This is a genomic window from Rhodoferax sp. GW821-FHT10B06 (assembly GCF_059415605.1).
This window is the reverse complement of the sequence record NZ_JBWKNO010000013.1, coordinates 43,818-62,697: the sequence shown is the minus strand read 5'-3', so window position 1 is coordinate 62,697 and position 18,880 is coordinate 43,818. Positions and strand designations below refer to the sequence as shown.

The 18,880-nt window shown below is 62.1% G+C and carries 16 protein-coding genes and 1 tRNA gene; 8 read left to right on the top strand and 9 right to left on the bottom strand.

All coding sequences use genetic code 11. The annotated features are described in order from the left end of the window. Positions 1-104 precede the first annotated feature (104 nt). From rimO to AC07O2_RS18660, 7 genes are all read right to left on the bottom strand, one after another. On the bottom strand, positions 105-1,496 hold the full coding sequence (gene rimO / locus AC07O2_RS18690; protein WP_495077250.1) for a 30S ribosomal protein S12 methylthiotransferase RimO: 1,392 nt from the start codon (positions 1,494-1,496) through the stop codon (positions 105-107). A 28-nt stretch (positions 1,497-1,524) separates the two neighbouring features. Beyond that, positions 1,525-2,058: a polyhydroxyalkanoate synthesis repressor PhaR gene (gene phaR / locus AC07O2_RS18685; protein WP_495077249.1), complete on the bottom strand. Its 534-nt coding sequence runs from the start codon at positions 2,056-2,058 to the stop codon at positions 1,525-1,527. Positions 2,059-2,239: 181 nt separating this feature from the next. Further along, positions 2,240-2,316 (bottom strand) — tRNA-Val (locus tag AC07O2_RS18680). A gap of 60 nt (positions 2,317-2,376) precedes the next feature. After that, positions 2,377-4,620, bottom strand: coding sequence for a RelA/SpoT family protein (locus AC07O2_RS18675; protein ID WP_495077248.1), 2,244 nt, complete (start codon positions 4,618-4,620; stop codon positions 2,377-2,379). A 13-nt stretch (positions 4,621-4,633) separates the two neighbouring features. Further along, on the bottom strand, positions 4,634-5,554 hold the full coding sequence (locus tag AC07O2_RS18670; protein ID WP_495077247.1) for an alpha/beta fold hydrolase: 921 nt from the start codon (positions 5,552-5,554) through the stop codon (positions 4,634-4,636). Between the two features lie 153 nt (positions 5,555-5,707). Continuing rightward, the gene (locus tag AC07O2_RS18665; protein ID WP_495077246.1) at positions 5,708-6,934 is read right to left on the bottom strand and encodes an SUMF1/EgtB/PvdO family nonheme iron enzyme; all 1,227 of its coding nucleotides are present in this window, start codon (positions 6,932-6,934) and stop codon (positions 5,708-5,710) included. A 61-nt stretch (positions 6,935-6,995) separates the two neighbouring features. Continuing rightward, on the bottom strand, positions 6,996-8,144 hold the full coding sequence (locus AC07O2_RS18660; RefSeq protein ID WP_495077245.1) for a carboxylate-amine ligase: 1,149 nt from the start codon (positions 8,142-8,144) through the stop codon (positions 6,996-6,998). Between the two features lie 423 nt (positions 8,145-8,567). Between AC07O2_RS18660 and AC07O2_RS18655 the strand changes: the two genes are divergently transcribed. The 3 genes from AC07O2_RS18655 to AC07O2_RS18645 all read left to right on the top strand — a co-directional run bounded on the left by AC07O2_RS18655 (position 8,568) and on the right by AC07O2_RS18645 (position 11,257). Continuing rightward, on the top strand, positions 8,568-9,107 hold the full coding sequence (locus AC07O2_RS18655; protein WP_495077244.1) for a TRAP transporter small permease subunit: 540 nt from the start codon (positions 8,568-8,570) through the stop codon (positions 9,105-9,107). A 145-nt stretch (positions 9,108-9,252) separates the two neighbouring features. Beyond that, complete coding sequence (locus tag AC07O2_RS18650; protein WP_495077243.1) at positions 9,253-10,779, top strand: TRAP transporter large permease; 1,527 nt, start codon at positions 9,253-9,255, stop codon at positions 10,777-10,779. Between the two features lie 7 nt (positions 10,780-10,786). Continuing rightward, entirely contained in the window at positions 10,787-11,257 is a 471-nt protein-coding gene (locus tag AC07O2_RS18645) for a hypothetical protein (RefSeq protein WP_495077242.1), read from the top strand. A gap of 62 nt (positions 11,258-11,319) precedes the next feature. Here AC07O2_RS18645 and AC07O2_RS18640 read toward each other — a convergent pair whose 3' ends face one another. Continuing rightward, entirely contained in the window at positions 11,320-12,402 is a 1,083-nt protein-coding gene (locus tag AC07O2_RS18640) for a TRAP transporter substrate-binding protein (protein ID WP_490592627.1), read from the bottom strand. Between the two features lie 329 nt (positions 12,403-12,731). On the opposite strand from AC07O2_RS18640, the gene AC07O2_RS18635 reads away from it, so the two are divergent. From AC07O2_RS18635 to AC07O2_RS18615, 5 genes are all read left to right on the top strand, one after another. Beyond that, positions 12,732-13,628: a TauD/TfdA dioxygenase family protein gene (locus tag AC07O2_RS18635; protein ID WP_495077241.1), complete on the top strand. Its 897-nt coding sequence runs from the start codon at positions 12,732-12,734 to the stop codon at positions 13,626-13,628. Between the two features lie 20 nt (positions 13,629-13,648). Next, positions 13,649-14,647, top strand: a complete 999-nt coding sequence (locus AC07O2_RS18630) for an ABC transporter substrate-binding protein (RefSeq protein WP_495077240.1) — start codon at positions 13,649-13,651, stop codon at positions 14,645-14,647. Position 14,648: 1 nt separating this feature from the next. After that, a complete protein-coding gene (locus AC07O2_RS18625) occupies positions 14,649-15,488 on the top strand; it encodes an ABC transporter ATP-binding protein (RefSeq protein ID WP_495077239.1) in 840 nt (279 codons plus the stop codon). Then, positions 15,485-16,354, top strand: coding sequence for an ABC transporter permease (locus AC07O2_RS18620; RefSeq protein WP_495077238.1), 870 nt, complete (start codon positions 15,485-15,487; stop codon positions 16,352-16,354). The genes AC07O2_RS18625 and AC07O2_RS18620 overlap by 4 nt, the downstream gene beginning before the upstream one ends. 214 nt (positions 16,355-16,568) lie before the next feature. Beyond that, positions 16,569-16,826 (top strand): hypothetical protein, encoded by a 258-nt coding sequence (locus AC07O2_RS18615; RefSeq protein WP_495077237.1) that lies wholly within the window; start codon positions 16,569-16,571, stop codon positions 16,824-16,826. Between the two features lie 3 nt (positions 16,827-16,829). Here the strand turns inward: AC07O2_RS18615 and dxs are convergent, their stop codons facing one another. Next, positions 16,830-18,746 carry a 1-deoxy-D-xylulose-5-phosphate synthase gene (gene dxs / locus AC07O2_RS18610; RefSeq protein ID WP_495077236.1) on the bottom strand — a complete coding sequence of 639 codons (1,917 nt, stop codon included), beginning with the start codon at positions 18,744-18,746 and terminating at the stop codon, positions 16,830-16,832. Positions 18,747-18,880 lie beyond the last annotated feature (134 nt).

The following is an 18,880-nucleotide window of genomic DNA, read 5'->3' as shown; positions in this document are numbered from 1 at the left end:
GTTCTGGGCACCACACCTTACTCGAAAAAAAGCCGCTAAAAAGTTAGCGGCTTTTTTTTGCCCATTTTTCCCCGCACCACATATGCAGCACGGGGAAATTAGACTTAGATGGGCAAGGCCACCAGGTCGTGACCTTGCGTGCCCACAATCCGCGCCTTGGTGAACTCACCCACCTTCAAGGTCTTGCTGATCTTCTCGGGCGGCAGCAAACGCACAATGCCGTCAATCTCGGGCGCATCCGCATAGCTGCGGCCGACCCCACCTTTTTTACCCAGACCCGGCGCCGAATCCACCAGCACCTGCATGGTACTACCGACACGCTTGAGCAGCTTGTTCGCCGACACTTCTTCAGCCACGGCCATGAAGCGCGCACGACGCTCTTCGCGTAACTCCAATGGCAGCATGCCAGGGATGTCATTAGCCGCAGCGCCGTCCACCGGGCTATACGCAAAACAACCCGCGCGGTCAATCTGGGCTTCACGCATGAAGTCCAACAAATGGGAAAACTCTTCCTCCGTCTCGCCCGGGAATCCAGCAATGAAAGTACTACGAATGACCAGCTCAGGGCAAATCTCGCGCCAGCGCTGGATGCGCTCCAGATTCTTTTCACCGCTGGCGGGGCGTTTCATGCGCTTGAGCACGTCCGGATGGCTGTGCTGCAAAGGCACATCCAGATAGGGCAGCACGCGACCAGTCGCCATCAAAGGCAGGATGTCGTCCACGCTGGGGTACGGATAAACATAGTGCAAGCGCACCCAGGCACCATAGGGCTCAGCAATATCCGCCAAGGTTTGCACCAGTTCCAACATGCGGGTCTTGACCGGCTTGCCATCCCAGAAACCGGTACGGTATTTCACATCCACGCCATAGGCCGAAGTGTCCTGGCTGATCACCAGCAACTCCTTCACGCCGCCTTCAAACAAGGCTTTCGCATCGCTCAGCACGTCACCAATCGAACGCGAAACCAGGTCGCCACGCATGGACGGAATGATGCAAAAAGTACAACGGTGGTTGCAGCCTTCGCTGATCTTCAAATATGCGTAGTGGCGGGGCGTGAGCTTGACGCCCGCGCTGCCGAACGCATTGGGCACCAGATCCAGAAACGGGTCGTGCGGCTTGGGCAGATTGGCATGCACGGCATCCATCACTTCTTGCGTGGCATGAGGCCCAGTTACGGCCAACACGCTGGGGTGCATTTCACGCACCAAGTTGCCACCGGAACCACCTGCCTTGGCACCCAAACAACCCGTCACGATCACCCGGCCGTTGGCAGCCAAGGCCTCGCCGATAGTGTCCAGACTCTCCTTCACGGCATCGTCGATAAAGCCACAGGTGTTGACGATCACCAGATCGGCACCCTCGAAGGTCTTGGAGGTTTGGTAACCCTCGGCGCTCAGCTGGGTGAGGATCAACTCGGAGTCGGTCAGCGCCTTGGGGCAGCCCAGGCTGACAAATCCAACTTTGGGTGTATGGGTGGGGGAAATTACTTCAGTCATCCCCCTATTGTCGCCGCGCCGGGGAAATTCAGGGTTTCAAGCCAAAGCTGCCCAGCATTTGCTCGGTTTGCCGCTGCATCTGCTCCTGCATCTGCACGAAGATATTTTTGGACTGCTCTACGTAAGCACCCATCATGCCCTGCATCACGGGAGACGGCATTTTCAACATCTGCGCCCAGGCCTCTGGGGTGACACCCTTGGCCTGCTCGCCCATCTTGGACTGCAAATCCATAAAGGTTTGCACATTCTTTTCCAAATAGGGCCCCAAAAAACCCTGCATGGTGTTGCCGTAAAAACGAATGATGTTGGCCAGCACCTGCTCGGTTAACAAGGGCGCACCACCCGCCTCTTCTTCCAGAATGATCTGCAGGAAAATAGCGCGCGTCAGGTCCTCACCGGTTTTGGCATCGCGCACCTGCACCGGCGCGTGCTGCATCACCAGCTTTTTGACTTCTGCCAGCGTGATATAGGTAGAAGTATCGGTGTCATAGAGACGCCGGTTGGGGTATTTCTTGATGACGCGATGCGCCGTTTTGTCGCTATCGGGAGGGTTGCTCGGCACTGCAGTCCTTGGTGGTCGATGGTGTTGCTATGTGCACTGTACTGCACCGCAACATATTGTAAAAAACCACCTCGCAATCAGTGTCAAGGATTACCCTGAACAGACTGCACCGCGCAATTTACGGCGGCACAAATAAAAAAGGCCTAGCGGTTAAGCTAGGCCTTTTTTACTACCAAATTATTGGTAGGCGCGATTGGACTCGAACCAACGACCCCCACCATGTCAAGGTGGTGCTCTAACCAGCTGAGCTACGCGCCTAAGGATGCATTCGAGACCACGAGTATAGCACGGGTTTTTTACGATTCCTTGCGGTCGCCATTATTTGCGTCGTGCAGAGCGCACGCCCACAACCTCTGACACCACGCCCAACACCTTGTTGAGCCGCGCCGCGTCGGCTACCTCCACGGTGAACGTCATCCATGCCGTGCCCTTGACAGACTGGGTCTGCACGCCAATCACATTCATCTTCTCCTTGGTGAAGACTTCGGAAATATCGCGCAGCAGACCCTGGCGGTCGGCAGCCTGCACCGCCACGTCCACCGGGTAGACGGCGGCATGCTCCTTCTTGTCGCTGCCCCACTCCACCGGGATCACGCGTTCGCCATTGCGGGCAGACATTTCGCGGAAATTGCTGCAGTCGGCGCGGTGGATACTGACGCCCTTGCCGCGCGTGACAAAACCCAGAATCGGGTCCGGCGGCGCGGGCTTGCAGCATTTGGCCAACTGGGTCATCAGCGAATCCACACCGACCACCAACACACCGCCCTTGGGTGACCTCTCGGTGTTGCGGGACTTTTTGAGCAGCAGGAAATCGTCCTGCGGCAGCACCGGCTCGGGCGGACGCAGCAGGGTCTCGATGCTGCGCAGCGAAAACTCATCCTTGCCCACCACCTCGAACAAATCGTCGGCCGACTTGAAGCCCAGACGAGCAGCCAGATCGTCCAGCTTGATGGCCGTCTTGCCCTCGCGCTGCAGCAGCTTTTCCACCGCCTCGCGGCCCCGCGCCACGGTGGTGTGGATGGCCATGGCATTGAACCAGGCCCGGGCCTTGGCCCGGGCACGGTGGCTGACCAGGTAGCCCAGCTCGGCATTCAGCCAATCGCGCGACGGGCCGCCTTCCTTGGCGGCCGTGATCTCCACGGTCTGGCCGTTTTGCAAGGGCGTGTTCAAGGGGACTTGCACGCCGTCCACCTTGGCACCACGGCAGCGATGCCCCAGGCTGGTGTGCAAGCTGTAGGCAAAGTCCACCGCCGTGGCGCCCGCAGGCAGCTCGACCACCGCAGCATCGGGCGTCAGCACATAGATACGGTCGCTCAGCACATGCACGTCACCAGCATTCGGCGCCGCGCCAGACAGATCACGCTCCCAGGCCAACAGTTGGCGCAGCACGGCGATCTTGGCGTCGTATTCACCGCTGGCGGACACGCCCGCATAGCCCTTGGTACCGGCCTCTTTGTATGCCCAGTGCGCGGCCACTCCGTACTCGGCATGCTCGTGCATGGCCTGGGTACGGATCTGTATCTCAATCGGCAAACAGGCCACACCGTCCACCATCTGCTGCACCACGGTGTGCAGCGACTGGTAGCCATTGCCCTTGGGTTTGGCGATGTAGTCGTCAAACTCATCGGCCATGGGCACAAAGCGGCTGTGCACCCAGCCCAGCACGGCGTAACAATCGTCCACGCTGGGTACCACCACGCGCAGGGCACGGATATCGAATAGCTGGTCAAAGCCCAGCGACTTGCCGCGCATCTTCTTGACGATGCTATAGATGTGCTTGGGTCGGCCCTGCACCGTGGCCTGCAGACCCTGGGCGATCAGCTCGGCCTCGAGGGTGGAGCGCAGTTGCTCCATGTTGGCCTCGCGCTCCACGCGCTTTTCGTCCAGCAAGCGCGCCACCTGTTTGTAGGTATCGGGCTCGATGAAACGGAAAGACAGGTCCTCCATCTCCCACTTGATCTGCCAGATACCCAGGCGGTTGGCCAGCGGAGCGAAGACCTGCAGCGACTCGCGCGCCAAGCGCGGCGATACCGGTGTCTTGCTGGCTGCACAGAAGCGCAAAGTCTGCAGGCGCGAAGCCAGGCGCAACATGACCACGCGCAGATCGCGCGAGAAGGCCAGCAGCATCTTGCGCACATTTTCGGTCTGCGCCGCCGGGTCATCCGCCGGGTTGGCGGCGCTGTCGGAGCCGCGCGACAGGCGCTGCACCCGCATCAGCTGCGTGGTCTCTACCGCCAATGCCGCAAAGTTTGCACCGAAGGCCTTGGCAATCACCTCCTGCGGCTTATTCAGATGGACGCAGGCATAGACCAGGTAGCTGGCCGCCTGCATAGCCTCGGAGCCGCCCACCGAGCGCAGGATGGCGGCCACGGCATCGGCGTGCTCCAGCGTGTTCTCTCCGGTGTCCAGCAGCTCGCCGGAGATCAGCGGCTCGGCAAAAGCCCGAGCCCGCGCCAGCGCATTCACCTGCTCGGGCAAGGTCTCGGAAGTAACCGCCACCACATCTGCCAGGCGCTCTTCAGGCGGGCTCGCGGTGGCTTGCACAGTCGGTGCACTTTTCATCCCTAGCTGGTCCTCAGGTAAGTAAAAAACCAACGACTTCGGCAAGCTGCGCATCGGCAATCAAGGTCGGTGCATGCCCAACACCCGCAAACTCCACCAGGCGCGCTTTCGGGCCGCGCTGGGTCATGGCCTTGGCCGTGGCGGCCGACAATAAATCGGACTGCGCTCCCCGCAGCAGCAAGGTCTGTGCCGTGATGTTGTCGTACAGCTTCCACAGCGCGGCCTCACCCTCGGCCGCCGATGCGGCGCTGAAGCTGCGAAACGACTCGGCCAACGCCGGGTCATAGTGCAGGGTCAGCGCCGGCTCGCCCGGCACCAGGGGTTTAACCATATGGCGCGACAGCTCCAGCCACTGGGCCGGTGTGTGCGGCCCAAAGCTGGCCGAGATGGCCCACATCGCATCGGCCGCCTGCTGCAGCGATTCGAACCTGCCGGTATTGCCCAGGTAGGTGCCGATGCGCTGCAGGGCCGTCCATTCCAGCGCCGGGCCTACGTCGTTCAGCACCAGGCGGCGCACCGGTACCGGCAAGGGCAAGCCGGGCGTGCCCAGCACCCCCATGCCGATCAGCCCGCCCATGCTGGTTCCCAGCCAGTCCAGGGTCTGCACCGGGGACTGCTGGTGCAGCTGGGCCAGCAGCGCCAGCATGTCGGCGGCGTAAGTGGGCATCTGGTAGGCCTGCGGGTCTTGCAGCCAGTCGCTCTGGCCGCGACCCACTACATCCGGGCAGACCACACGGGCGCCACGGCTCAAGGCCTGGGCCAGCACGTCGAAGTCTCGGCCCTGGCGCGTCAGCCCATGCACGCACAGCACGAGATGGGGGTTGGTCGGGTCGCCCCATTCCCAGTACGCCATGCGGTGGCCGCTGGCGTCAGGTGCGCTGCGGACGGCTGCGGGGCCGGGGCAAGAAACGTAATGGAGGCGGGGCTCGGTCATGGCAGGCAAACGGTAAAAAAATGGGTCCATCCTAATCCATAGCGACACCGCAGCAGCATAGCGTTGCGCATCACCCCATCACTTAATGACATATACACAAATGGCCGCCAGCGCAGATAAATTCAGCGTCGGTAGCTACTATTTATATAGCACTCAAACCGCACACGAGCGGAAACCAACAAAACGCACATCATCACCAGGGAGGGCAAAACCCCGGTGCTTGGGGTGCTTCATGCGTGCACGCGTGGCGAACGACGCGCCCCGCATCACCTTGGCGTGGCCAAACCAGGGCACAGAATAGGCCATCCACGGGTCAGCGCTGAAGCCGGGCCAAGGCCGGAAGGTGCTGGCCGTCCATTCGTGCACATCACCCCAGTGGAAGCCCCTGCGGGCCGCATGGATGGCCGCATATTCCCACTCTGCCTCGCTGGGCAGTCGACGCCCGGCCCAGCGGCACCAGGCATCGGCCTCCCACCAGCTCATATGCATGGCCGGCTGTTGGCCCGCAGCGCGCAGGCGCACGCCAAACCGGTTCTGCAGCACGGCACCGCTGGCCACGCCAATCTGGTCCACATAGCGCGGTGCGCGCCGGCCTTCTTTCTTGTCCATGGTCTGCAGCCATGTCCAGGCCTCAGGCTGCCACCAGGCGGAATTGTCGTAACCGCCGTCGTCCACAAACTCCACATACTGGGCCCAGCTGACCGGCTGGGCGTCGATCTCAAACGCAGGCAGCGCGACCTCATGCGCCCATTTTTCGTTGTCAAACACAAAGCCCCCCGGCTGCGAACCCAGCTGCCACTGACAGGCCGGCAGTTGCAGCGGTGGCCGCGCGGCCATGCCCGCGGGCGGAGCCAGTTGCAGCGGCACGCCGTGCACCTGGGCCAGGGTGATCAATTGCTCGCCACGCAGGTCTTCATGGAACAGGGCCAGACGGTAAAAGTACAGCGCCGCGTCGTTATCGGGCGTTTTCTCCAGCAGCTCCAGCGTGCTCTCCAGCGTTTGCAGCAAGAAGTTCTTGGTGGTGGCCAAATCTGGCGCGAATGCGGCGCCACGGCCCTCCATCTGCTCCTGGTTCCACCAGATGTCGGCATGGGGTTCGATAGAGGCCAGCCGGGTGGGCTGGAAGGCGCATTCCGTACCACGGCTGCGCTGGGTATTGCGGCCCAGCCAGGCCTCGGCCATCCAGCCAATATGCCCGGCCAACCAGCGCGGCTGCAGGCCGGGTGGCAAGCCCATCTGGGCCGACTCAAACTGGTCCAGCAAATGCAGGGTGTGGTTGCGCGCATCCATCAGCGCCAGCGACAGCAGGTCGTGGCCCGCGCTGCGCATGGACGGCGCATCGATAGAGCCCGGCAAGGCCCGTGGCAGGGTGGAGGACATGGGCCATTATTCACCCAAATACCCAGCTTTGTAACGCCCCGCTGGCGGACGGACACCAGCTTTACGCCAGCAGGCGGGCGCAATGCTCGCGCGAGTTGAATGCGTACTCACGCGGGCCGGGCGTCCAGTGCGCCATGGCGGGCGAACGGTTGACGATGTCACCCCAGGTGTCGCGCATGATGTCGGAGTCCTGCTCCTCGGCAATCAGCTTGTGCAAGCTGCGGATTCTGCGCGCATCCGCGTCGCACAAGGGTTGTTGCAGCATGCGTTCCACCAAGCGGTTAAACCACTTGCGCGCCGGCATCCACTCGCCAACTGCGGGGTTGAACAGGTGGGCATCCATACCGTCACGACAAGCCATGAAACGGCTAACACGCTCTGTGTTGTAGGGAATCGGAGTGGCGGCATAGCCCAGCTCGCCCTGCAAGGCCAGGGCCGCACAGGCTCGGGTGAAGGCAGCCAGTGACACGGCCTTGCGCACGCTCAGCGGCGTGTCAAACACGCGGACTTCCACCGTACCGAACTCGGGCTTGGGCCGTACGTCCCAATAAATATCCTTCAGGCTTTTGGCCAGGCCGGAGTCGAAGATTTCCTGGGCCACTTTTTCAAACGCGGCCCAGTTCTCCAAACGCGGCATCGGACCTCCGTAGGGGTAGACCAACGGCTCGAGCGGGCGTGCAGCGCAAAAGCCGGTGTCCACGCCCTGCTGGAATGGCGAGGCTGCAGACAGGGCAATGAATAGCGGGCACAGGCTTTGCATCACGTTCGCGAGCTGGATGGCCTCCTCCTTGCCGGGTACACCGATGTGCACGTGCATGCCATAGGTAGAAAAGCGTTTGGGCAGGAAGCCATACTTGGCATGCAGCTCGGCAGCACGTTCGGTTTCGGTGAACTCGTGCTCGTTCCAGAATTGCAGGATGTGCGTGCCGCCACCGCGCAGGTCAGCACTCTGGCGGCGGGCAATCTGCTTTACGGTACGCACCAGTTCGCGCGCCTCGTCCTCCATGGTGTCGGCATCTTCATGCACCGAAGTGGTCACTTCAATAGTGGATTGGGTAGCCTCCAGGGAGAAGCGTTCATGCTCCGGCAGCACTTCCAGTTCGCGCCAGAGCGCGGCACTGCTGGGGGACAGACGCCCGGTGGCGTCGTCCACGATCTGCAGTTCCAGCTCCATGCCGAAAGTAAGTGCTTTTGAATGTTGGAAATGCATGTGTTGGCTCCTTTTGGGGTGAGTCACTTGAAGGCCAGGCAGCAGTACTGCAACTGGGCATCTCGAGTTATGGGGGCCAGAATGCCGGTGTGCAAGCAAACCGGGCTCGCAACTTGGTAAGCAATCTGCACAAATTACCCCTGCTGCATCGCCAAACACCCCAGACTGCAATATCTAAAAATGCTTACAGCGCTTACAAACTAAGCATATGCAGCTATTTTTTAAATAGCACGACCAAGCCCTACATTTAGAAACAACAAATGCCGTTTCCGTAAGCCTGAACGACGTCTAGGCGTAAACCCGGACCCTGCCGCAGCATCGGGTGCACGTTACAAAGTTATCATCGTGCGCTGCAAAAAGCGGCGTCCATCGCCGTGGCCATGGGGCCAGCGCCCCACCTCTTTTCCCTATCGGAGTGACACCATGTCCGGATTACTCAAGCTTGCCCTCGGCATGGACTGGATCAGCCAGCAAATGGGCCGCCTGGCTGCCTGGGCGGTGCTGGCCGCCGCCTTTATCTCTGCCGGCAACGCCTTCGTGCGCTATGGGCTGGACATCAGCTCCAACGGTTGGCTGGAGATCCAGTGGTATATGTTTGCCGTCACCGTGATGCTGGGCGCGCCGGTGGTGCTCAAGATGAACGAGCATGTACGCGTGGACATCTTCTACGGCCGACTCAAGGGCCATGCCCCGGTGTATGTGGACCTGTTCGGCCTGGTGTTCTTTCTGCTGCCGGTGATGGCCACCATCGCCTGGCTGAGCTGGCCACTGTTCATCGGCATGCTGCGTTCAGGCGAGATGTCGAACAACGCCGGCGGCCTGATCCGCTGGCCCGCCATGATGCTGTTGCCACTGGGCTTCGCGCTGATGTTTCTGCAGGGGGTGGCGGAGGTCATCAAGCGCATAGCCTACCTGCAAGGCAAATTCGAGATGGACACGCATTACGAAAAGCCGGTGCAGTGAATAGGCTCCCCCCCGTTTCTTGCTCACTGCGTGTAGCCGCATCCCCCCCTCAAGGGGGCAACACCAGTGGCCCGGCGCAGCCGGCTCCACGGTGTTCCGCGCACCAACCCCGCCACCACCGATTAAAGCAACAGGACAGAACGATATGCAGATGGAAAATTTCGCGCCGATGATGTTCGGTGGGCTGGTGCTGATCATGCTGATCGGCTTCCCAGTGGCCTTTTCGCTGTCGGCGCTGGGCATGGCCTCGGGCCTGTTTGCGATCCAGATGGGCTGGTTCCCGGCTGTGTTCATGGAGAACCTGCCGATCAACATCTTCGGCATCTTGTCGAACGACCTGTTGCTGGCGATTCCGTTCTTCACCTTCATGGGCGCCGTGCTGGAGAAATGCGGCCTGGCCGAGGACATGCTGGACTCCATGGGCCAGCTGTTTGGTACGGTCAAGGGCGGCCTGGGCTATTCGGTGATCATCGTCGGCTTCATCCTGGGCGCCATCACCGGTACCGTGGCCGGCCAGGTAATTGCCATGGCGCTGATCTCGCTGCCCGTGATGATCCGCTACGGCTACAACATGCGCTATGCCACCGGCGTGCTGGCGGCCTCCGGCACCATCACCCAGCTGGTGCCGCCTTCGCTGGTGCTGATCGTGATGGCCGACCAACTGGGCCGTTCGGTGGGCGATATGTACCGTGGCGCCTGGGGCCCATCCATTCTGCAGGTACTGATCTTCGCCGGCTATACCTTTTTGCTGGGCGTATTCCGCCCGCAGGACATTCCCGGCATCCCGAAAACCGCCCGTACGCTGAGCGGCGCCAAGCTGTGGGCCAAGTGCCTGCGCGGCATCATCCCCTCGGCTGTGCTGATCTTTGCCGTGCTGGGCTCTATGGGTGGCCTGCCGGGTATTGATACCGCCATTGCCACGCCCACCGAGGCCGGCGCCATGGGCGTGGTCGGCGCGCTGCTGCTGGCCGCTCTGCACCGGCGGCTGACGCTGCCGCTGATCTGGGAGTCCATGGTCAGCACCATGCGGCTGACGGCCATGGTGGTGTTCATCTTGATCGGGGCACGTGTGTTCTCCATGGTGTTCCAGGGTGTGGACGGCGCCAAGTGGGTGGAACACATGCTGACCGGCCTGCCGGGCGGACAGATCGGCTTCCTGATCGCTGTCAACGTGTTCATCTTCTTCCTGGCCTTCTTCCTGGACTTCTTCGAGATCGCCTTCATCATCCTGCCCATGCTGGGCCCGGTGGCGGCCAAGCTGGGCATCGACCTGGTGTGGTTTGGCGTGCTGCTGTGCGTGAACATGCAGACCAGCTTCATGCACCCGCCGTTTGGCTTTGCGCTGTTCTATCTGCGCGGCATTGCCGATACGCTGTTCAAGGAAAAGCGCATCGAGAAACCCATCCAGTCGAACGACATCTACATGGGCGCCATCCCCTGGGTGCTGATGCAGCTGATCCTGGTGGCCATCGTAATCTTTGTACCGCAGACCGTCACCGTCTTCCTGCCCAAGGAAGAAAAGATCGACACCGACAAGATCCAGATCGAGGTACCCGTGGACGATTTGCAAAAGTCCGACAGCACGGGTGAGAACCCGTTTGGTGACGCACCCGCAGCCGAGCCCCCTGCCGCAGACGCCTCGGCGCCTGCATCCGAACCCGTGAAGCCCTGAGCTATTTATGGGCCCCACTCCTTTCCGCTTTGCACCGGGCAGCGGCAGCGCTGTGGAAGACGCAGCGTTTTCGCCGCTGTTCAAGCTGCTGACCACCGCCATAGTCGGCGGCTGCGCGGTCTGGCTGGCCCAACTGTTCACCAGCGGCGCGCTGGGCAACGGGCGCAGCACCGGCGTGGTGTGGCTCATTGCCGGCCTGGTGCTGATGGCCTGGACCTGGTGGAACATCCTACGCAGCCGCACCCGCATCAGCAGCGAGGGCCTGCACCAGAGCTGGATCTGGAACAAGCAGCTGGCCTTTGACGACCTGGCTTATGGCAAGCTGATACGCGTACCCGGCCTGGACTGGCTGATCGCGCCACGCCTGTATGTGCGCACGCTGATGGGCAAGTTCGATGTGTTCTACGGCGCCACGCCGGCCCTCATCAGCGAATTTGAGCGCCTGGTGCGCGAGCTGCACGAATTCCGCAAGCCCTGATCTAGCCCCTATGAAAAAACCGCGCCTCGGCGCGGTTTTTTATTGCTGAATGGCGGCGATGACTACAGTTTTATGCTCTGCATATAGCTGTCGAAACGGCCTTCGGCGACGCGGAACCAGGCCACTTGGTTGCGCTGGAAGGCGCGGAAGTCGGCAAAAATCTTCTTCCACTCAGGGCTCTTGGCATCGTTTTCTTCGTACACGGCCTGGGCCGCCTTGAAGGACGCGTCCAGAATGTCCTTGGAGAACGGCAGCAGCTTGATCTTGGAGCCCAGCAACTGCTTTAGCGCTTCCGGGTTACGTGCGTCGTACTTAGCCAGCATGTCGACTGCGGCAACGGTGGTGGCAGCTTCCACGATGGCCTTGTTCTCGGGCGACAGCGCGTCCAGGGCCTTCTTGTTGATGAAGAAGTCCACCTCGGGGCCGCCCTCCCACCAACCGGGGTAGTAGTAGTTGGGCGCCACTTTAGCGAAGCCCAGCTTCTGGTCGTCGTAGGGACCGACCCACTCCGCCGCGTCGATCGTGCCTTTTTCCAGCGCCTGGTAGATCTCGCCACCGGGCAGGCTTTGGGGCACCACGCCCATCTTGGCCATCACCTCGCCGACCAGGCCGCCACCCAGGCGCATCTTCAGGCCCTTCAGGTCGGCCACGGTCTTCACTTCCTTGCGGAACCAGCCCCCCATCTGGGTGCCGGTATTGCCGCCGGCATAGCTGACCATGCCGTAGTTGGCGTAGAACTCGTTCATCAACTTGCGGCCGTTGCCGTGCATCATCCAGGCGTTCATCTGGCGCGCGTTCATGCCGAAGGGAATGGCGGCACCGATGGCGAAGGCCGGGTTCTTGCCGTAAAAGTAGTACGGCACGGTGTGGCACATCTCCACCGAGCCCTGCTGCACGCCGTCCACCACGCCGAACGGAGGCATCAACTCGCCACCGGCATGCACCGAGATTTCAAACTTGCCACCCGACATGGCTTTCACCGCATTGGCGAACACCTCAGCCCCGCCGTAAATCGTATCCAGCGGCTTGGGAAAGCTGGAGGCCAGACGCCAACGCACGGCAGCCTGAGCGTGTGCCGCAGGCGCCATGCCAGCAGCCAGTACACCCGCAATACCGGAATGTTTGATAAGAGAACGACGATCCATGAAAAATCTCCCTCCGATGAATAAGTGCAGCCCCGCAGACGCAGGGGGTAGACGGTAGTCTGCGCAGATTGTAGGGAAGCGCAGCAAGCGATTTGGCACGGGTTTTCCCCGGCGCAGGTCGCCTCAAAGTGCTACATATTCAATAGCATCCTACGCAGACAAAGTGTGCGCTAGCAGGCCATTTTCTTATGGAGCGCCAGACCCTGCCGTCGGTCCTCATATGTTTTTGTACTTAGCAAACGCCGAATCAATCGTTCCATTTACAGCGCCGCCGCCCTACATTCGCCCACACATTCGGCACCCCTGGTGCCCTTCTGACAAGGCCTACGATGACCGCGATACTGGAACGCACACCCACCTCCACCACGACAGCGCAAAAACTTGAGATACGCCCCTTCGACGCTCCCTTGGGCGCCGAGGTACTCGGCCTGGACCCGTCACGCCCGCTGGCCGCAGACGACTTTGCGCGCATCCACCGCGCCCACCTGGAGCACCACGTGCTGGTGTTCCGCGACCAGCGCATCACGCCACAGCAGCAGGTGGACTTCAGCGCACGCTTCGGCCCGCTGCAAATCCACGTATTGAAGAACTTTCAGCTGCAAAACCATCCGGAAATCCTGATCGTTTCCAACATCAAGGAAAACGGCCAACCCATAGGCCTGGGCGACGCGGGCGCCTACTGGCATTCCGACCTGTCGTACAAAGAGAAGCCCAGCCTGGGCTCGCTGCTGCACGCACAGGAACTGCCCAGCGAAGGCGGCGACACCTTGTTTGCCAACCAGCATACAGCCTGGGACACCCTGCCCGCCGCGCTGCAGAATGCCGTAGCCGGCCTGCGCGCCGAGCATTCCTACCTGGCCAAATACGAGGAGCTGCGGGCCCGCAACCCCTGGCGGCCGAAGCTGACGCAAGCCCAGCTCGACGAGGTGCAGCCTGCCGTGCATCCCGTTGTGCGCACGCATCCCGAGAACGGCCGCAAGGCGCTGTTCGTCAGCGAGCATTTCACCACCCGCATCGTCGGCATTCCCGAAGACGAAAGCCGCGCTCTGCTGGACGAACTCTTCGCCCACACCTCCCGCGCCGAGCTGGTCTACCGCCACGCCTGGCAGCCGCACGACATGGTGTTCTGGGACAACCGCTCTGTCACCCATTTGGCCGCCGGCACGCCGGACCACCTGCGCCGCAAGCTTTACCGCACCACCATCGAAGGTAGCGCCCCTTTTTAATTTTGAACGACAAGACCACCATGCCATTCCCCCTCACCCGCCTCGTAGCCGGCCTGACACTGGCCACAGCTACCCTGCTGGCCCAGGCCGAAGGCCGCATCAGCATCGCCCAGCAATTCGGTATCGGCTACCTGGTGCTCGACGTGGTGCAAGACCAGAAGCTGATCGAAAAACACGGCAAGGCCCAGGGCCTGGACATCGATGTCGATTGGAGCCAGATCTCCGGCGCCACGGCGATGAACGAAGCCCTGCTGGCCAACGCGCTGGACGTGGTCTCGGCCGGCGTGCCGCCGATGCTGACGCTGTGGGACCGCACCAAGGGCCGGCAGAACGTGAAGGCCGTGGCCGCACTCGGCTCGCTGCCCAACTACCTGATCAGCAACAATCCGAAAGTGAAGACGCTGAAAGACCTGAGCGACAAGGACCGCATCGCCGTGCCCGCTGCCGGCACCGGCTTCCAGTCGCGCACCCTGCAGATCGAGACCGCCAAGCTCTACGGCAAGGACGACTTCAAGCGCTTCGACAACATCTCGGTGAGCCTGGCCCACCCGGATGCCACCGCCGCGCTGATGGCCGGCGGCTCGGAGATCAACACGCATTTCTCCAGCGCGCCGTTCTACTACCAGGCGCTGGAGAACAAGAACGTGCACAAGGTCATCAGCTCGTACGAGATTCTGGGCGGCCCCGCCACCTTCAACGTGCTGTACACCACGCAGAAATTCCACGACGAGAACCCGAAGACCTACAAGGCTTTCTACGCCGCGCTGGTCGAGGCCTCGCAGTTCATCAAGGCCAACAAAGCCAAGGCGGCGGAGACCTTCATCCGCGTGCAGAAGTCCAAGCTGCCGCTGGACTTCGTGCGCAAGATCGTGGAAGACCCGGAGAACGACTTCACCATCTCGCCCTTCCGCACCTATGTGTATGCCGACGAGCTGAACAAGCTCGGCGTGCTGAAGAACCGTGCGGCTTCGTGGAAAGACTATTTCTTCGAAGAAGCCTACACCCAGCCAGGAAGCTGAAATGGCCACAGTGACCGCTTTGAAATCCGCCCCTGACGCGCCGCTGCTGGAAGTCGACGGCGTCAGCCTGGAATACCGCACGCCAGCGCGTGTGGTGCGCGCCACCCACCAGGTCAGCCTGAACGTGTTCGAGGCCGACCGCTTTGTGCTGCTGGGCGCATCCGGCTGCGGAAAATCGACGCTGCTCAAAGCCATGGCCGGGTTCATCACGCCGGTGGAAGGCGAGATCCGCATCGCCGGCCGCAAGGTGACGCAGCCCGGGCCGGACCGCATCGTGGTGTTCCAGGAGTTCGACCAATTGCCTCCGTGGAAAACCGTGCTCGACAACGTGGCGTTTCCGCTGTTGGCATCGCGCACGCTGGGCAAGCAGGAAGCCTATGAACGCGCGCTGCACTATCTAGACAAGGTGGGGCTTTCGGCTTTTGCCAAGGCCTATCCCAACACCTTGTCTGGCGGTATGAAGCAGCGCGTGGCGATTGCCCGCGCACTGGCCATGCAGCCCAAGGTCTTGCTGATGGACGAGCCCTTCGCCGCACTCGATGCGCTGACGCGCCGCAAGATGCAGGAAGAGCTGCTGGCGCTGTGGGACGAAGTGCGTTTCACCCTGGTTTTCGTCACCCACTCCATCGAGGAAGCGCTGGTGGTGGGCAACCGCATCGGCCTGCTGTCGCCGCACCCGGGCCGGGTCCGCGCCGAGATCAACAGCCACGACTTCGGCATGCACAGCCAGGGCGGAGCCGAGTTCCAGGCCGCCGCGCAGCGCATCCACCGCCTGCTGTTCAATGAAGAATCCGATGGCAGCCCGACGCCTGCCAACGAACTACCGCGAAAGATTGCATGAGCGTTTTGAACCCACCCATCCGGGCCGAATACGAACGCGTGTTGGAGGCCCTGCCCGACACCCATGTGGAACGCCTGCTGCCCTGGACGGCCCGCGTCTGGGAACAGGCCTGGCTGCGCCGCGGCCTGATCCTGCTGGCGCTGCTGATCGCGTGGGAGATCGTGGCCCGCATCCAGAACAACGACCTGCTGCTGCCCACCGCGCTGCAGACCGCGCACGCGCTGGTCGACGGCCTGGCCAGCGGTGAGCTCATCACCAAGACCCGCATCTCGCTGAGCCTGCTGCTGCAAGGCTATATCGGCGGTGTGATCGCCGCCTTTGTGCTGACGACGCTGGCGGTATCGACCCAGCTCGGCCGCGATCTGCTGGCGACGCTGACCGCGATGCTGAACCCGCTGCCGGCCATCGCGCTGCTGCCGCTGGCGCTGCTGTGGTTCGGCCTGGGCCAGGGCAGCCTGGTGTTCGTGCTGATCCATTCGGTGCTGTGGCCGCTGGCCTTGAACACCTACGCTGGCTTCCAGACAGTACCCGAAACCCTGCGCATGGCCGGGCGCAACTACGGCCTGAAGGGCTTGCGCTATGTGCTGCAGATCCTGGTGCCTGCCGCGCTGCCTTCCATCCTGGCCGGGCTGAAGATCAGCTGGGCGTTTGCCTGGCGCACCTTGATCGCGGCCGAGCTGGTGTTCGGCGCATCCTCGGGCAAAGGTGGCCTGGGCTGGTACATCTTCCAGAACCGCAACGAGCTGTTCACCGACCGCGTGTTCGCCGGCCTGGTGATGGTCATCGCCATCGGCCTGCTGGTGGAAAGCCTGGTGTTCCAGACGCTGGAGCGCTTCACGGTACGCCGCTGGGGCATGCAGCGCTGAACCTCGCTGGTACAATACTATAAAAGTGATAGCTGCTAGCGCTGATAGTACCTGCGCCAGAGGCCTAAAACGTTCAAATTCTGCTATGCCGCCGGCCACGGCGGTAGCGGTTTACCCAAACCCGACATTCGACACACACGCAGCTGACAAAGCCCGCCTACAGTGGCCGCTCTGCCCACCTTGGCGGCAGCATATTGATCAAGGGAATTGAACCGTGAAGACATCCAGCATCCACCTGGCCTGCATCGCCGCCCTGGGCCTGGCCTATGCCGCCAGCAGCGGCGCCCAAAACGCCCCGCCCAGCAGCAACGGTGGCAAAAATGCCGCCCTGGATGCGGCCATACAAGCCTGCTCTGCCAGCGTCGCCAAAGACGCGGGAGGCCACCCAGACCGTACGGCCATGGATGCCTGCATGACGGCCAAGGGTTTCACCAAGCCCAGCGGCCCACCGCCTGGTGGCGCCGCTCAATAGCAATTACGCTACCAATTTAAGAGCAGACTTCGCAGTACTTACCTGCGCTGGAAAGCGTTTTTCTATAGATGCCTCGATGCCGGCAGCATCCAGGCCCTGTAGGGACATGAGCTTGGCCGGGTCGCCGTGTTCAATGAAGTCATCGGACAGGCCCAGCTGTAGCACTGGCACGGTCACGCCCGCAGCCTGCAACGCTTCCAGCACCGCGCTGCCGGCACCGCCCATGACGGCACCGTCTTCCACCGTTACCAAAGCCGCGTGGCTGGCGGCGATCTGCAGCAGCAGTTCCACGTCCAGCGGCTTGGCCCAGCGCATATTCACCACGGTGGCGTCCAGCTTCTCGGCCACGGCCAGCGCCGGGTACAGCAAGGTGCCGAAGGCCAGGATGGCAATGCCCGAAGCCTGTTTGCTCTGGCGGCGAATCTCACCCTTGCCATAGGGCAGCGGCTGCAGACCGGCTTCCATGGCTGCGCCAGCACCCGCGCCACGCGGGTAACGCACAGCCACCGGGTTGTCTTGCGCAAACGCGCTACTCAGCAGGCGGCGGCATTCGTTCTCATCGGCCGGGCAGGCCACACCCATGTTCGGGATGCAGCGCAAGAAAGGAATGTCGTACGCACCCGCATGGGTAGCGCCGTCGGCCCCCACCAAGCCAGCGCGGTCGAGTGCGAACACCACCGGCAGGTTCTGCAGCGCCACGTCGTGGATCAGCTGGTCGTAGGCGCGCTGCAGGAAGGTGGAATAGATCGCCACCACCGGCTTCAAGCCTTCACAGGCCAGGCCGGCGGCAAAGGTCACCGCGTGCTGCTCGGCAATGCCCACGTCGAAGTAGCGGTCTGGAAACAGCTTCTCAAATTCCACCAAACCCGAGCCTTCGCGCATCGCCGGGGTGATGCCGACCAGTCGGCTGTCCTGCGCCGCGGTGTCGCACAGCCAGCGGCCAAACACCTGGGTGAAGGTGGGCTTGCTGGCGCCGCTGGCTTTTTGCAGGCCCACGGCCGGGTCGAATTTGCCGGGGCCGTGGTAGGCCACGGGGTCGGCCTCGGCCAGCTTGTAGCCCTGGCCTTTCTTGGTGACCACGTGCAGGAACTGCGGGCCGGTCAGGTGCTTGATGTTTTCCAGCGTGGGGATCAGCGAGTCCAGGTCGTGCCCGTCGATGGGGCCGATGTAGTTGAAGCCAAATTGCTCGAACAGGGTGGCCGGTACCACCATGCCCTTGGCATGCTGCTCGAAGCGCTTGGCCAGCTCGAACAGCGGCGGCGCACCCTTGAGCACTTGCTTGCCCACGCTCTTGGCGGCGGCGTAGAACTGGCCGCTCATCAGCTGCGCCAGGTAACGGTTCAGCGCGCCCACCGGCGGGCTGATGCTCATGTCGTTGTCGTTCAGGATGACCAGCAGATTGCAATCGCTGACGCCGGCATTGTTCAGCGCCTCGAAGGCCATGCCCGCGCTCATGGCGCCGTCGCCGATGATGGCCACGCTGCGGCGGTTCTCGCCCTTTTGCTTGGCCGCCAGGGCCATGCCCAGCGCGGCAGAGATGGAGGTGCTGGAGTGCGCCGTGCCAAATGCGTCGAATGGGCTTTCGGAGCGGGTCGGGAAGCCCGACAAACCGCCCAGCTGGCGCAACGAGGCCATGCGCTCACGCCGTCCGGTCAAAATTTTGTGCGGATAGGTCTGGTGGCCCACGTCCCACACCAACCGGTCTTCCGGTGTGTTGAAGACGTAATGCAATGCCACCGTCAACTCCACTGTGCCCAGGTTCGAGCTGAGGTGGCCGCCGGTTTTGGACACGCTGTCGATCACGAACGCGCGCAGCTCATCGGCCAGCGGTTTCAGCTCGGTGCGGGGCAACAGGCGCAGGTCCGCCGGGTCGTTGATGGTTTCCAGCAGCGGAAAGGTCGATGGTTTCGCGGTAGGCATAGTTTCAATTCTTGTGGAGGCGTAAACAACGGACCTCGCCAGAACACCCCAGAACCGGCTCTGCCGGGCTGGCGGTGTTGCCCCCTGCAAGGGGGTTGGCGTAGCGACATGCGTCCTCGCCTTTGCAAGACGAT